This window comes from Hymenobacter daeguensis, from assembly GCF_054780555.1.
Map to the genome: position 1 here is coordinate 1 of NZ_BAAGWC010000016.1, position 15879 is coordinate 15879.

Annotated in this window: 9 protein-coding genes; 6 read left to right on the forward strand and 3 right to left on the reverse strand. The window is 64.2% G+C overall.

All coding sequences use genetic code 11. The features are described from left to right. Positions 1-114 precede the first annotated feature (114 nt). On the reverse strand, positions 115-1338 hold the full coding sequence (locus tag ACYVHT_RS16335) for an ABC transporter permease (protein ID WP_460554130.1): 1224 nt from the start codon (positions 1336-1338) through the stop codon (positions 115-117). Positions 1339-1447: 109 nt separating this feature from the next. Between ACYVHT_RS16335 and ACYVHT_RS16340 the strand changes: the two genes are divergently transcribed. The 4 genes from ACYVHT_RS16340 to ACYVHT_RS16355 all read left to right on the forward strand — a co-directional run bounded on the left by ACYVHT_RS16340 (position 1448) and on the right by ACYVHT_RS16355 (position 5856). Further along, a complete protein-coding gene (locus ACYVHT_RS16340; RefSeq protein WP_460554133.1) occupies positions 1448-2686 on the forward strand; it encodes an exo-beta-N-acetylmuramidase NamZ family protein in 1239 nt (412 codons plus the stop codon). 152 nt (positions 2687-2838) lie between these two features. After that, entirely contained in the window at positions 2839-3792 is a 954-nt protein-coding gene (gene fmt / locus ACYVHT_RS16345) for a methionyl-tRNA formyltransferase (protein WP_460554136.1), read from the forward strand. A 15-nt stretch (positions 3793-3807) separates the two neighbouring features. Continuing rightward, positions 3808-5319: a hypothetical protein gene (locus ACYVHT_RS16350; RefSeq protein WP_460554139.1), complete on the forward strand. Its 1512-nt coding sequence runs from the start codon at positions 3808-3810 to the stop codon at positions 5317-5319. A gap of 48 nt (positions 5320-5367) precedes the next feature. Beyond that, positions 5368-5856, forward strand: a complete 489-nt coding sequence (locus tag ACYVHT_RS16355) for a dihydrofolate reductase (RefSeq protein WP_460554142.1) — start codon at positions 5368-5370, stop codon at positions 5854-5856. Positions 5857-5928: 72 nt separating this feature from the next. Here ACYVHT_RS16355 and porU2 read toward each other — a convergent pair whose 3' ends face one another. Together porU2 and ACYVHT_RS16365 are read right to left on the reverse strand one after the other, a co-directional pair. Then, positions 5929-11148, reverse strand: coding sequence for a putative type IX secretion system sortase PorU2 (porU2, locus tag ACYVHT_RS16360; protein ID WP_460554145.1), 5220 nt, complete (start codon positions 11146-11148; stop codon positions 5929-5931). Between the two features lie 85 nt (positions 11149-11233). Further along, on the reverse strand, positions 11234-12349 hold the full coding sequence (locus ACYVHT_RS16365; protein WP_460554148.1) for a PorV/PorQ family protein: 1116 nt from the start codon (positions 12347-12349) through the stop codon (positions 11234-11236). A 424-nt stretch (positions 12350-12773) separates the two neighbouring features. On the opposite strand from ACYVHT_RS16365, the gene ACYVHT_RS16370 reads away from it, so the two are divergent. Together ACYVHT_RS16370 and ACYVHT_RS16375 are read left to right on the forward strand one after the other, a co-directional pair. Beyond that, positions 12774-13121, forward strand: a complete 348-nt coding sequence (locus ACYVHT_RS16370) for a PadR family transcriptional regulator (protein ID WP_460554151.1) — start codon at positions 12774-12776, stop codon at positions 13119-13121. Between the two features lie 65 nt (positions 13122-13186). Next, positions 13187-15826 carry a PspC domain-containing protein gene (locus tag ACYVHT_RS16375; RefSeq protein ID WP_460554154.1) on the forward strand — a complete coding sequence of 880 codons (2640 nt, stop codon included), beginning with the start codon at positions 13187-13189 and terminating at the stop codon, positions 15824-15826. Positions 15827-15879 lie beyond the last annotated feature (53 nt).

Below are 15879 nucleotides of genomic sequence, written 5' to 3' on the forward strand. Positions count from 1 at the left end.
CATTGACGGTCTGTAATTTCGTGGCGGTGCATGGGCGATTACTGATTTAGCGAAAGGTAATTGTCCTCACGCTCTAGTATCCGTTCAATCAGCAAAAATTGGTGGTTCCGAGCATTAGTCGAACTTGATGGCTACCACCGGCTTAATCCGGGCAATCAGGTAGGTGGGAATAAGCACGGCCAGCAGCGAGGCGGCGAAGGTGGCCACGTTCAGAATGATGAGCATGCGCGGGTCCCAGGAAATGGGCACGCGGTCCATGTAGTAGTTCTCAGGGTCGAGCGGGATGACGTGGAAGTAGTACTGGATGGCGCAGAAGCCCACGGCGATGACGTTGCCGATGGCCATGCCGCGCAGCGTGAGCGACAGCCCCCGGAAAAAGAACATGCTCCGAATCTGGGTATCGGTCGCGCCCAGCGCTTTCAGAATCCCAATCATGTTGGTGCGCTCCAGAATCATGATGAAGATGGTGGCCACCATGTTGAACGTGGCCACGAAAATGATGAGGAGCAGGAAGATGATGACGTTGCGGTTCAGCAGCTGCAGCCAGTCGAAGAGCTGGGCGTACTGGTCCGTGATTTTGTCGATTTTGAGGTCGTAGGGCAGCTGTTCGATGAACTTATCGTAGGTGCGGTCCAGGGTGTTGAAATTCTTCAGCACCACTTCCATGCCGCCCACCAGCGAGTCGGGCCAGGCCGGCGAGTTCAGCTCCCGAATCTGGCGAATGTCGCCCAGCACGTACACTTCATCAAACTCATCGAGGCCCGTGGAATAGATGCCGCTGACGCGAAACTGCCGGATGCGCGGCGGGTTCTGAATGAAGTAAAACAGCGCCTTGTCGCCCACCGAGAGGCGCAGCTTGTCGGCCACCTTGCGCGAGAGCAGCACGTCGTCGCTGGCCGCCGAGTCGGGGAAGCTCAGGAACTTGCCAGCCACCAGATTGGCGCGCATGGGCGAGCGGCCGTCGGTTTCGGCAATGCCCTTGAGCACCACGCCGAGCACTTCGTCGGTGGTTTTGATGATGGCCGTTTTCACGGCGTAGGGCTGGGTGGTTTTTACTTCCGGAAACTGGTGCAGCTGCTCCACCAGCCGGGGGCCGCCAATGGGCGCTACTTCGAGCGAGTTGTTGGTGTCGTAGCGCGAGATTTGCAGGTGGGCCCCAAACGAAAAAATCTTGTTCTGAATCTCGTTGCGGAAGCCTTGCAGGATGGCAAACGACACAACCATCACCGCCAGGCCCATGGCAATGCTGATGATGGCTATTTTTGTGACCGACGAGGTGAAGGAGCCGGAGTCGGCTCCCCCGTCAATCTTGTGCGAAATGTAGCGGGCGACGTTCATTGTTCAGCCGTAAAGCTACGTTTTGAACGCCGACCGGCCACGCCGCCGCCGCAGATATCCGGCACCGCCCGCGCAGGCACGGCATTTATTCCTCTTTTTTCCCATTGCTATGGTTGGCATTTCGGCTAAAATCATGTTTTCGGTCTTGCTGGCGCTGCCGGCCTGCGGCACCGCCCGCCCGGCGGGGCAGGCCCCGGCCGAGGCCCATACGTTGGCCACCCCGCCCCGCGTTGCCGCGGCGGCGGCCATCACGGTCGGGGCCGAGCGCCTGGCCGAGTACCTGCCGCTGCTCAGGGGCCAGCGCGTGGGCCTGGTCATCAACCAGACCTCGCGGGTGGGCAGCAGCTACCTCGTGGACACGCTGCGGGCGCGGGGCGTGAACGTGACGGCCATCTTCGCGCCGGAGCACGGCTTTCGGGGCGAGGCGGCCGACGGGGCCACCATCAAGGATGGGCGCGACGCCCGCAGCGGCGTGCCCGTGCGCTCGGTGTACGGCAAAACCAAGAAGCCCACGCCCGAGATGCTGGCCGATGTGGACGTGCTGGTGTTTGACATTCAGGACGTGGGGGCGCGGTTCTACACCTTCATCAGCACGCTGCACTACGTGATGGAAGCGGCGGCCGAGCAGGGCAAAAAGGTCATCGTGCTCGACCGCCCCAACCCCAACGGCGACCTTGTGGATGGCCCTCTGCGGGAGCCGGCGCACCAGTCCTTCGTCGGCCTCGACCCACTGCCCATTGCCCACGGCCTCACAGTGGGTGAGCTGGCCAACATGCTGAACGGCGAGAAATGGCTGGCCGGCGGCAAAGCCTGCGCGCTCACGGTCGTTCCGCTGGCCAAGGGCTACACCCACGCCACGGCCTACCACTTGCCCGTGCGCCCCTCCCCCAACCTGCCCACCGACCACGCCATCCGGCTCTACCCCAGCATTTGCCTGTTTGAGGGCACCAACGTGAGCATCGGGCGCGGCACGGCCACCCCGTTTGAGGTCATCGGCAGCCCCAGCCAGCCCGGCACGCGGCCGTATTCCTTCACGCCCGCGCCCAACGCGGGCTCGCCCACGCCGCCCCAGAACGGCCAGCGCTGCTACGGGCTGAACCTGGCCACCGCGCCCGCCCGCGCCGCCGATGGCGGGCTCGTGCTGAGCTATTTGCTCGATTTCTACCAGCAAAGCACCGACAAGGCCCACTTCTTCGGCAAATATTTCGAAGAGCTGTCGGGCACCGACGCGCTGCGCCAGCAAATTATAGCGGGCAAGTCGGAGGCGGAAATCCGGACCTCGTGGCAGCCGGGGCTGGCGAAGTTCAAGGCGCTGAGAAAAAAGTACCTCCTGTATCCGGAGCGGTAAGCCCTGGCCTGAATGCCCGAAGCGGCGGCCCTGGCGAACAAAGCTTCCGGCCGAGCCGCCTGGCAACAATTTTCCGGCTGAAATTCTTGCCGGAAAATTGTTGCTGCCGCCGGGCGCACGGCACTTCCGCAGCACAGCGTTTTCTTTGCCCCATGAATACTCCCCTGCGCCTGGTTTTCATGGGCACCCCCGATTTTGCCGTTTCTACCCTGGAGGCCCTGCTGGCCTGGCCCGGCGGGCAGGTGGTGGCCGTCGTCACGGCCCCCGACCGGCCGGCGGGGCGCGGCCGGCAGCTGCAGGCCTCGGCCGTGAAGGTGGCCGCCGAAGCCCACGGCCTGCCCGTGCTCCAGCCCACTAATCTGAAGTCGCCGGAATTCCAGGCCGAGCTGAAGTCCTACGCCGCCGATTTGCAGGTGGTCGTGGCCTTCCGGATGCTGCCCGAAGCGGTGTGGAACATGCCCCGGCTGGGCTCCATCAACATTCACGCCTCGCTGCTGCCGCAGTACCGCGGCGCGGCCCCCATCAACTGGGCCCTGATGCACGGCGACCAGGAAACCGGCGTTACCTCGTTCTTCCTGCGCCACGAGATTGATACCGGCGACCTCATTTTCCAGGACCGGGTGGCCATCGCGCCGGACGACGATTTCGGCTCGCTCTACCATAAGCTCAAGGAAGTGGGCGCGGTCCTGGCCCGCCGCTCGGTGGAGGCCATTGCGGCGGGCACCGCGCCCAGCACGCCCCAGGTGCAGCGCGACGACCTGCGCCCCGCCCCCAAGCTTCAGAAAGAAACCGGCCGGCTCGATTTCCATAAGCCCGCCGCCGAGTTGGTGCATTGGGTGCGCGGCCTCTCCCCTGTTCCCACGGCCTTCGCCGCGCTGCCCGACGGCCGCACCCTGAAGGTATTCCGCGCCGCTACCCGGCCTTTCGGGGCCGAGGCACCGGCCCCCGGCACCTGGGCTTCGGACGGCAAAACCTACCTGCGCGTGGCCGCCGCCGATGCCTGGCTCGAGGTGCTTGACGTGCAGCTCGAAGGCAAGAAGCGAATGCCGGTGGCCGAGCTGCTGCGCGGGGCCGGCCGCGACCTGCAAACCACCGCCCAGGCGTAGCCCGGCGCATTGTCTATGTCGAGTCCGACCAATCCCGCCCGGCCCAGTGCCCGCCCGTGGCCGCTGAAGCGGTGGCTGGTGCGGCAGCGCGGGCGGGCAGTTGGGCTGGGGCTGGGGCTCGCGCTGCTGCCTTTTTTCGCGCTGTCGTTCTACAACGCGCCGTTCTGGGATGACTTTGGCATGGCCCTGATGGTGCGCCAGCACGGCTTCTGGGGGGCGCAAAAAGCATTTTACCTGGGCTGGGGCGGACGCTACGCCACCTGCTTCGTGCAGACGCTGGGCAACCCGCTCAGCTACGGCTGGCTGGGCGGGATGCACCTCGTGCCGGTTTTCATCCTTGGCGGCACGGTAGCGGCGCTCTACCTGGGCCTGCGCGAGCTGAGCGCCCGGCAGCTGCCACGCGGCGCGGCCTGGCGCGGCGCGGCCCTGCTGCTGCTGCTCTGCCTGGCCTGGATGCCGACCATCTACCCCTTATTCTATTGGTTTTGCGCGAGCACGGGCTACCAGCTGGGCATCATGCTCATGCTCCTGATTCCGGTGGCCGGGCTGCGGGCGTTGCGCGCCCCGGCGGGCTGGCGGCGCCGGGGCTGGTACGGACTGGCGCAGCTGAGCACGGTGGTGGTAGTGGGCCTGAATGAGATTGCGCTGCTGCTCTTGGGCTGGACGCTGCTGGTGCTGCTGGCCGGCACCTGGCACGCGGGCCTGCGCCGGGCGGCAGCCTGCTGGGGCGGCCTGCTGGCCACGGCGGTGGTGGCGGGCACCGTGGCCGTACTGGCCCCCGGCAACTGGGTGCGGATGTACGGCCCCACCGGCCAGGCCACGGCGCCCGCCATCGCGCTGGGGCCGGTGTTGCGCTACGGCGGCGAAAACCTCGTGGCCTTTCTCACCAAACCCACCCATGTGATGGCGCTGCTGCTGCTGCCCTGGCTGCTGGGGCCGCTGCTGGTGCGCGCGCGGCACTGGCGGCCGGCGGGGTTCCGCCTGCCGCTATGGGCGGGCGGGGCTGTGCTGGCGGTGGGCGTGGGCATCAGCTTTTTCTTTCACGCGCTCATCACGTCCAATCCGCCGCCGGGCCGCACCAGCAGCTTCATCTGGCTGTGGCTGTTTCTGGGGTGGGCGGTGGTGCTGTGGGCAGCCGTGCCGGCCCGGGTGCCGGCGGCCGTGCGGCGGGCGCTGCGCTACGGGCAACGGTTTGCCGCCGGCGTAACGCTGCTGCTGCTGGCCGCCGGCGTGGAGCGCAACGCCTGGACCGAATGGCTGCGCAACGCCCCCACCTGGCGGGCCCAGAACGAGGCCCGGTTTGCCCAGATGCAGGCGGCGGCCCGGCGCGGGCAGCGGGTGCTGGTGGTGCCCCCCTTTTCCGGCATCACCCCGCGCCACGTATCCATTCTGGGCGAAAACCTGTTTCACCATCCCAACAACAGCGTGCAGCACCACAACAACGACGTGACGGCCCACTGGTTCGGCCTCGACTCGGTGGACCTTGCCGCCCATTCGGCGCAGGGCCGGGTGGGCGAAGGCTTATAGCCGCTGCGCATCACTTTTGTCGTTCAACCTCTCAAAACGTTTCTTCTGATGGTTTCCTTCGTTGTGGCCGTGGCCGAAAATAACGTCATCGGCAAAGACGGCGGCATGCCCTGGGGCCGCCTGCCCGCCGACCTACAGCACTTCAAAGCCCTCACGCTGGGCCACCCCGTGGTGATGGGCCGCCGCACCTACGACAGCCTGGGCCGCGCCCTGCCCAAGCGCCCCAACATCGTGATAACGCGCCAGCCGGGCTGGGCAGCCCCCGGCTGCGAAACCGCCGCCTCGCTGCCCGCCGCCCTGGCCCGCGCCGCCGAGCTCGATGCGGAAATCTGCGTTATCGGCGGCGGCGAAATCTACCGCGAAGCCCTGCCCGCGGCCGATGTCATCTACCTCACCGAGGTGCATCATTCGTTCGAAGGCGATGCGTTTTTCCCCACGCTCAGCCCCGCCGAGTGGCGCGAAGAAAGCCGCGAGCGCCACGAAGCCGACGAGCAGCACGCCTACGCATTTAGCTTCGTCACGCTGCGGCGGCGCTAAAACCTGACACCATCAGCAACGAAAAAAGGCAGCCCCAGTTAGGCTGCCTTTTTTCGTTGTCCTTCAGAAGCCCTAGCGCATGAGCACCAGCTTGCCCCAGTCGTTTTTGAAGGCTTTGTCGCCGGCCGTGTCGCGGTGGCTGAACTGGCCGCCGGCATCGTCGAGGGCCACGCGGTAGAGGTAGGTGCCGTTGGCCAGCCGGTCGCCGTAGGTATCGGTACCGTCCCAGGCAAAATCGGTGATGTTGTTGCCGATGTGCAGCGGGCCCAGCTCGCTCATGAAAATCTCGCGCACCACGCGGCCGGTCAGGCTCATAATCTGGATTTTCAGGTTGGTGGGCAGCGTCTGGCCCGTGAGCGTGAACACGAAGCGGGCCTTGCTCACTATCGGGTTCGGATACGGGTACACGTTGCTGATTTGCGAGGAGTTCACCACCTCAAACTTCACCTGGAAATCCTGGCTGCCGGCAGCGGCATTGCTGGGGTCGCGGCCCTGCACGCGCAGCTCGTACACGCCATCGGGCAGCGGGCCGCTCTTGGCCGGCTCGTAGATGAGCCGGGCCACGCTGCCCTTGGTGCTGTCCACGCTGAAGCGCACTTCCGAGCCGTTGAGGTTGACCATGGTGGGCAGGCCCGTCTGGCCCGGCCTGCGCAGGCTCACGGTGAAGGCCGACGGATTGGTAATGTGTGTCAGCCGGCTTTCGTCGCTGAGCTGAATGTTGATGACCGGCTGCGACGACACCAGCTCGCCGTTGAGAATGTGGCGGCCGTCGAAGGCCACGTCCAGCGTGGGCGGCACGTTGGTGTCCACCACCGTAAACTGCTCCAGAATAAGCTCATTGTTGGAGTAGTTCTGCTCGGGCTGCAGGCGCGGGTTCACCACCACTTCCACCACGAAGGTGCCGAACCTGTTGCGCACATCCAGGCGCACCGGCACGGTGAGGGCCGCGCCCGCGCTCAGCAGGCCCGGCGAGGTTATCAGGGCGGTGGCCACCACGGTCCGCGTGTTCACGTCGCGCAGGCTGACGCGGGTTTGCAGGGGCCGGACGAAGGCTTCGTCGGAAATATTCTCGAAGCGCACCGGGAAACGAACGTAGCCGCTATCCACCGCCTGCCGGGTAAGCGTGGCGCTGGTGTAGTTGGAAGCGGCCACGGCATCGCGCCGCACCACGCCCTCGGGCAGGCCGCGCGAGGTTACCAGCCACTGGCGCAGCTGGGGCGGGATGCGCGTCACGGTGTCGGCCACGGCCAGCTCCAGCCGAAGGTAAGGATAGGTGCGGGCCGGCACCAGCGTCGTCAGGGCCTGTCCGGTGCGGCCGGAAGCCGTTACGTTGGGCAGCACCACGGTTTCGCGGCCCAGCGTATCGATGGCCACTACGCTCAGCGTGCGCTGGCCGGTAGCCAGCGGATTGCGAATGGTGTGGTACAGACTCAGCCACTGCTGCGACGGGCCGATGCGCGTCGAAACAATGCGGCCGGCGGAGCTGGGCCGCTGCAGGGTGTCGCGCAGCTCCACGAGCTGGCTCACTGTGGGAATGGTGGTGGCGCTGCTGCGGTCCGGGCCCCGCTCATGAATGAGGCGGCCGGTGGTAGCCGTCAGCTTCTGGCCCAGCAGGGTCAGGGGCTCGCCATCGGCCAGGGTGGTGATGAGCTGCGAGCCGAGCAGGGCTTGAATACGGCCCTTGAGCGCCGCCGGCAGCGTGGAATACGTCAGGCGGTTGGCCGACACCACGGCCACGTAGGAGCCATCCGGAATGGCCGTCAGGAATGCATCGAGCAAGCCCTGCCGCGTCGCGCTGGAATTGAGGTTGTCCAGGGGGTCCACATTGGCCGGATTGGGGAGGTCGGGGGCCGAGAAATAGTAGAAATAGTCGGGAGCCTGGCCACAGCGCTGAAAGCCGGCCGGCATGGCCACCGGCCGCAGCGAAGCTCCGTTGTACACGGCAATCAGCAGGTTGGGCGACTGCACGCCGCAGCCGCTCACCGACGGCAGCCCCGCCGCCGACTGAATGTAGATGCCGCCGCCCGTCACCGACGAAAAGCCGGCCGCAGTGCCAGCCACGCCGCCGCCTTTGGTACGCAGCACGATGGGAATGCGGGTATTCACAAAGCTCCAGCGGCCATTGGGCGCGTTCACGTCCACGTTGGTGCGGGTGTCGCGCTTGAACTGTGCGTAGTGGCTCTGCGACCACCCGCCGGGGCTGCCGGGAATCACCCGGAAAGACGAAACCACCCAGTTGCCGTCCTCGCCCGCCTGCGGAGTCTGGAAGCGGGCCCGCCAGTACCAGACCAGGCTGTCGCGTCCTCCCAGCGTGGCCGGCACCGTGGGGGCCCATTGCGCCACCACCCCGGCCGTCACGGTGGTGCGGCGGGTGGTGCCGTTGAAAGCCGCCGTGGTATCCAGCTCAAACTCATACACCCGCGAGGTGCCCTGCGGGTCGTTGGACTGCACCACCAGCTGCGGCGTGGTGCCCGACAGAATGGCGAATTCCGAAGGCCGCAGCACCGTAATGCCGCCTTTCAGGAAGGAGAAGTCAATCTGGGCCGTGTTGTTGCTTTCGTTCGATTCGGCCACCCGGTTGTTGGGGTCGATGACCACCCGGAAGGTACTCGTGCCGCTGGCCGCCGGCAGCGTATTGTTGGTCAGGGTCAGGGCGTAGGTCGTGTCCGGCTGCCACGACTGCCGGAACGTGAACACGGGGTACACCTGATTGGGTATGCCGGAAGCACTCGGAAAAATGCGGGTGACCTGAATCTCAACCGGGTCGTAGGTAATCCGGCCGGGGTTCGATACACCCACGTTCAGAATAAAGTCCGGCGAATCGGCCCGCACCGTGGGGGGCGTGGCCCCGGGCGTGGGCGTGATGGCCAGGGTAGCCGCGCTGGCCACAAAGTCGGGTTGGGCCGGCGCGAACAGCGCCAGCGTGGGGTCGCCCTGCCAGCCCGTGCACAGCAGCTGCTCAATGCCAAGGTTGGAGCTGTAGAGCGGGCTGCGCTGCAGCCGGCGCACGGCTTCATCGTGCGCTACCGTAATCGGCTTGCCAAACCAGGCCGGCTCATTAAACAGGATTTTATACAGCGAATCCTGCGCTACCCGCAGCTCTTCTTCGAAGCTCAAATCGGAGGTTCCCAGCGAGCCGATGGCCCCTTTCTGTTCGGCAAAAAGCCAGTCTTCGATGACCGTGGGCGTGGTTGAGAAGGAATTGTTGCTTGAGCAGCCATTCAAAAACAGGAATGGGTAGCGGCCGGTATTGTTGTAGGTGCTCGAAGTAGAAGGCTTGCCGAAGTTGAGGGCGTAGGCATCGGGGGCCCCGTGCCCGAAATAGGAAATCAGCGAAAGCCCGGCATTGAGCTGGGCCGAGATATCGATGCTAACCGGCAGGTTATTGGGCGTCACCCGGAACGCCGTCTCAACGTGCCCGCCGAGGTAAGGGCGCTCCACCCGGATTTTCTCGGCATCCATGTAGCTCCGGAAGTCAGCCGTTTCCTGCGCGGTATAGCCGCCCACCAGGTGCAGCACGTTTTTGCGCCATGCCGCGGGCGGCAGGGCATCGTGCGTTTTCACTTTGGCCAGGTAGCTCATTATCTGGTGCGGCGTGGTCACGGTCAGGCGGCCGGTGTGCAGCTTGGCATACCAGTTATTGTTGTCGATATCCGCCGAAATCATGTTGTCGGACACGGCCCGGCTGCTGGCGGGCACCAGGTCCAGGCCCAGTTCGCCATTATCGCGAAAATTGGGCGACTGGCCAGGAGACGTCTTTTGGTCGGCGAGCTGAATGCCTTTGCCCAATAGCAGTAGATACCGGTTGGTAGCGGCGGGGGCCGCCGCTACCAGCCAGCGGCTGAAGTGGCGCAGCGCCAGCCACGACCGGTCGCCGTAGGTGAACTGGTCGTAGAGCTGCGGAGCCGTCACCATCAGCGTATCGTAGCGCCCGCCGGCCACCGAGGCCCGGTAGTTGGCGTATTCCCGCGCCGCATTGGTCACACCCGGCGTGGCAGGGTCGGGCCGCATCAGCTGCGGGTGGGTGATGATGATAAAGTTGGGGGTAGCAGCGGCAATGTTGCGGAACACCACCCGCTTGGCGCGCACGGGCGGCACCGCCAGGTAGGCCTCATCGGCCAGCAGGAGCTTGCGGGTGGTGGTGCTGGCACTCGGAAACACGTAGCGGCGGGCCGTGCCGGTGGGCGCGCTCACAATGCGCTGCACATTGTAAATGTCCTGCACGTCGAAGCCCACCACCGTGGCCGGAATGGAGTCATTGGCGTACTCGTAGGTGGCCGTGCTGGCCAGCAGCGAATCGTTGTAGAACACAACGCTGTGCCGGTTCGAGAACCACCGGTTGAGCTGGGGAAACGTAATTTTGAAATAGCCGATGTTATAATTGTCGCCCGTAGGGCTCAATGGCGACGCGGTGTTGCCAACGTACACCTGCCCTCTATTGTTAACGTCGGAGCGCAACAGGGGGAAAGTTTGTCGGGCCCGCTGCCTTCCTGCCCATTGCATTGTTCCTATCTGCCGCGGAACGCCGCCGTTCACCGCAATCAACCGCGTAGCGTGCGCTCCCGAATTGGCCCCAAAGGCGAGGATTTCCATCGAAGGTGCCGGGCCGGTTGGGGCCACTCCCCGAACCAGCGAATCGGAAGCAGTATATCCAAATGACCCGTCATTTTGAAATGCAAAGCCATAGTAGCCTTCCGCGGGCTCTAGCCAGGGCATGTAGATGTACTGGTCAACCGGCGGGTCGTAAAAAAACTTTTGTTTGAACACCTGCACCTGGGTCGTCAGCCGGTGTGGGTGCAGTGCCCCACCCGCTGCGGTGGGCTGGGTCATGGCCCGGCCATCACGTGCGGCACTGCCAACGCTCCAGGTAATGAAATAAGCGGCCGTGTCGGTGTAGATGCTGTAGTATTGGTGGCCCTGGTCCTGTGGGCGTCTGTACATTTCCACGTCCAGCTTACCATCATTGCGAATGGCGTAGAACTCCACAAAGCTCGTCGGGTCGAGCACGTTGGCGTTGCCGCCCACGTAGCGCGCTATCTCGCGCCCGCGCCGCCAGATTTGCAGCTGCCGGGGGGCCACGCCCGTGATGCCAGCCTGCGTAAGATACTGGTAATCGAGCTTGTACAGCCCGTCTTTCACAATCTTAACCTTATAATACTGCTGGCCCGACACTATCCATTCGTTGCCCACCGGGCCCGACTGCGCGTGCGCCAGCGCACCACTCAGCAGCAGGCCCAGCAGGCCAAATACCCGCAGCCAGCGCTTACTCAGTTGCTTGTAGTGTTTATCCATTGTAAGAAAGGAATTGCTGATTCTACTATATTTTCAGTTGGTAGCAGCTACGGTAGCGGTAGCGGATGGTTATTGCGCGGCGGGCTTACTTAAAGCCGTAGCCCAGCGACACAATGAGCGAGTTGGTTTGCGAGGCGCTGCCCAGCTTCTCCACGGCCAGGCGCGAGAGCGCCAAATCGACCCGCAGGCCGCTCACGGCCACGCCTGCGCCCAGGCTGTACTGGCCCTTCCACTGCATCGACTTATCCACCACACTGCTGATTTGCTGGTAGTTGCCAGCCCCGCCGCGCAGAAACACCAGGTTTTTATAGCCCAGCTCCAGGCCGGCGGCCGGGTTCACGCTCACGGCTTTGGTGGAGATGGGCGTGCCGCGCTGGCCGTCGGTAGTGGTTTCGAGGTCCACGGCCAGCAGGGCCGAGAATTGCTTGGGTAGGTCGATGCGCCGGCCCACGCCCAGTATGAAGCGCGGCAGCGTGATTTCGGTGCTGTTTTTCGGAATGGCGTCGCCCGTGTTGGCAATGGTGCTGCTGATGCCCTTCTGGTACTCGTCGGCGTTGATGTTCCAGGCGTTGAAGGTGGTGGTGATGTCGCGCGCCATCAGGCCGAAGTTCCAGCCCTTGTGGTTGTACTGCACGCCGGCATCGATGCCGAACCCGTAGCCGTGGGCAAACTTGCCGATGTTGCGGTAGATGATTTTGCCGTTGCCGCCAATGCTCAGCCCTTCCGGGCCCAGCTTGCGGGCGTAGGACAAGAGCAGCGCGTAGTCGGCCACCGAGAAGTATTCAATCTTGTCGTACTGCACGTAGCCGTACTCGTTGATGAGGGCGCGGGTGTCGGCAATGTTGTCCACGCCCAGCCGCAGCACGCTGATGCCCACGGCGCTTTTCTCATCCAGCGGCATCGAGAAAGCCGCGTAGTCGTTTTTCACCACGCCCGAAAACAGCTCCGAGTGCATCAGCACGCCGTCGTACTTGTGGGTCTGGTTCACGAGGCCGGCCGGGTTCCAGTAGCCGGCGGTGGCGTCGTTGGCCAGGCTGGCCTGCACCTTGCCCATGCCCAGGGCCCGGGCCCCTACCCCGATGTTCAGAAATTCGTTGCTGTACTTGGGCGTTTTGGTCGTTTGAGCGGCGGCGGGCCGGGCCAGCGCGGCGGTAGCGCCCAGGAAAAGCAGCCCACGGGCGGCAGCGGAGAGTTGGGACATAAAATGCGATAGGGTAAGAGTTAGCGCGGACGGAACGCAAGTTACTTCATTATAGTGCGCCGAAGCCCGCCAATTTCGGGCCAACTATGCCCCTACCGTGGGGAACGAGCACGATTTCAGGGCGGACGCCGGCGCCCCCGCCCCTGGCTGCCGGCCCGCCTGGCAGCCGCGTTACCGAATGGGCGGGCTTGCGCTGCTGAATAATTCTACACATTCTCAGCAGAAGGCAATTCCGGATTTTCGGCACCGGCCGCTTAAACGAAAGCCGAAAATCAATTTTGTGTTAAAAATTTTCTCATTGATTATCAAACGATAGCAAAATATTTATCCATTTCAGGAAGAATTATTCATCCAGTACCTTGCGTTACAAAGTACCTACCATACATTTGTACTGTTCGTCACCCACTAGTCATCCAACTCGCCCATGAAACTCGAGAACACCCAGGTTCAGATGCGCAAGGGAATCCTTGAGTTCTGCATCCTGGAAATCATCGCCCGCGGCGAAGCCTACGCCTCCGACATGCTGGAGGAGCTGACTTCGGCCCGCATGATAGTGGTGGAGGGCACGCTCTACCCCTTGCTCACCCGCCTCAAAAACGCCGCCTTGCTGGACTATGTCTGGAAGGAGAGCAGCAGCGGCCCGCCCCGCAAATACTACACCCTGACCGACACCGGCCGCCAGTTTCTGGAGGAGCTGCGCGAAACCTGGGAGGAAATGGCCACCTCGGTCGGCATCATCCGCCACAGCCGGCCACCGGGCGATAGTCGCTAGCCACTGCACCTGCTTTTCTGCATCACTCACCCCAGCTTCAATCGGCCCGTTCGGCCTTCTTTCACATGAAAAAGAACATCAGCATCAATTTACAGGGCATCATCTTCCACATTGAGGAAGATGGCTTCGAGGTCCTTAGCCGCTACCTGGCCGAGGTGAAAGCCCACTTTGCCAACTACCGGGGCCACGAAGACATCGTGAGCGACATCGAAGGCCGCATCGCCGAGCTGTTTTCGGCCCGCCTCTCGCCCGTGCAGCAGGTCATCTCGCTGGACGATGTGCAGGCCATGATGGCCAAGATGGGCCGCGTGAGCGACTTCGCCCCCGATGCCGACGAGGACGACGCCGAGGAAGCCACCGCGAGCGCCAATGCCTCGGCTGGTTTTGGCCGCACCGCCGGCAGTGCGTCGGCCGGCTTTGGCAGCGCCGCCGCGGCAGCCACCGCCCCGGTTGCCGACGAGCCCAAGCGCCTGTACCGCGACATGGCCAACCGCAAGGTGGCGGGCGTGGCCGCCGGCATTGCCCAGTACTTCGCCGTCAACCCGCTCTGGATTCGCCTGGCGTTCGTGTTCGGCACCGCCTTCACGCCGGCCATCAACATCTGGTCGCGCCACAACGTGAACGTGAGCCTGGGGGGCTGGGTAACGCTGGCCTACATCATTCTCTGGATTCTGCTGCCCAAGCGCTACGATGCGCCCGCCCACCCCGAGGCGCTGCTGAACACGGGCCCGCTGGCCGGCCGCCGCTTGTTTCGCGACACCGGCACGGGCAAGGTAGCGGGCGTGGCCGCCGGCCTGGCCGCCTACTTCAACGTTGACGTGACGCTGGTGCGGGTGATTATGCTGGCCGGCCTGTTCGCCGGAGGCTTCACCTTCCTGCTCTACATCATTCTCTGGATAGTCTTGCCCGAGGCCAAAACGGTCTCGGACAAGCTCCGTATGCGGGGCGACGCCATGACGCTGGAAAGCTTCGACAGCAGCGTGCGCAACAATGCCTTTGCCGACGGCCCCGCCACCACCAACCGCCCCGTGGGCGCTTTCGTGGAAGATGCCGCCCGTGGCCTGCAGCCGGCCGTGAACTTTGTGGGCTCGGCCATCCGGGTGTTTGCCGGCATTCTGCTCACCATCATGGGCTTTGGTTTCCTGGTGGCCCTGGCCATTGGCCTGGGGGCCGGCATCGGCCTGCTGCCGCACTCGCAGAACATTGTGCTGGGCGATGCGCCCGCCCACGTCATGCTGAACGGCATCCCTACCTGGGGCCTGCTGGCCGGGTTTCTGGCCTTCGCCATTCCGGCGCTGTCCCTGCTGCTGGGGGGCCTGAACCTGCTGTTCCGCGTGTCCATCATGAACCGCACGGTGAGCCTGTCGCTGCTGGGCCTGTGGCTGCTGAGCCTGGTGGGCGTGGCCATGGCCTTTGCGCAGCAGAGCCGCGAATATCAATTCGACGCCCAGGTAGAGCAGCTGGAACGCTACCCCAAGCTGACGACGCCCGTGCTGATGCTGGACTCCCGCCGCGTCGACCGTCAGTGGGAACAGCACGTTGAGCTGAACCTGGCCGCCGCCGATAGCGGCAAAGCCGTGGAAGTGCTGCGCCTGCTGGGCTCGAAAGGCCCCAGCGAAGAAGTGGCCCGCCGCAACGCCCTGACGACCATCGACTATACCATCCGGACCAGCGGCGACTCCTCGCTGGTTTTCGACGACCACTTTTCCTTTCTGCCCGATGCCAAGTACCGCCGCCAGGAGCTGACCGTGACCCTGCGCCTGCCCCGCGACCGCACCTTCCGCATCAGCCGCAGCTTCGCTTACGACCTGCTCGACGACGACAACTTCGTGGGCAACCGCCGCCCCGAAGACCCCGAGCTGCACCGCTACCGCCTGCGCGGCAACAAGCTGGAGTGCATTGGCTGCACCGACGAGCAATTGGGCAAGGACGAAGACGATGACGACTCCGATATCAACGTGAACATCGACGCTGATGACGACGACAGCAACGACGACAGCGGCGACGACGAGAGCAACCGCGGTGCTTCGGCCTTCAGCACGGACCTGAACAGCTACGGCTCCGACCGCCGCACGTTTGAGGAAACCGGCTTCACCCGCGTGAGCGCCGTGGGCGGCTACCGGGTGGTGGTGCGCCGGAGCGACAGCTTCAGGATTGAGGCCGGCGGCGACAAAGACGTGCTCAACGACCTGCGCGTGGAACTCGAAGGCGACGAGCTGCAAATCAAGCCCCGCAACACCGGCTCATTCTTTGGGCGTAACTGGAACCGCAGCGAGAAGAAAGTCCTCGTTATCGTCAACATGCCTGCCGTGGACCGCCTGGAGCTGGCCGGCGGCATCGCGGCCGACCTCGGCGGCTTCGAGCGCCAGGACCGGATGGACATTCAGCAGGCCGGCGCCACGTCCCTGAACCTGAACGGCAACTACGGCACCCTCAAGATTGGGCAGGCCGGCGCCTGCCGCACCACGGCCACCGGCAATGCCGACGAGCTGGAGCTGGACGCCGCCATGGCCTGCGAGCTGGCCGCCGCCAACCTGCAAACCCGCACCGCCAAGGTGGACCTGGCCGCCGCCTGCAAAGCCCGCATCAACGTGAGCGAGTCGCTGAAGGGCAATGCCGTAGGGGCCAGCGAAATTGCCTACAGCGGCAATCCGAAGAGCGTGAAAGTAGAATCGGTGGGCGCTTCCAGCATTAAGCGCCTCTAATCCAAAATTTTTCTTTGTTAAGAAATTTATTAGAGGCAACTTTCACCTAAATA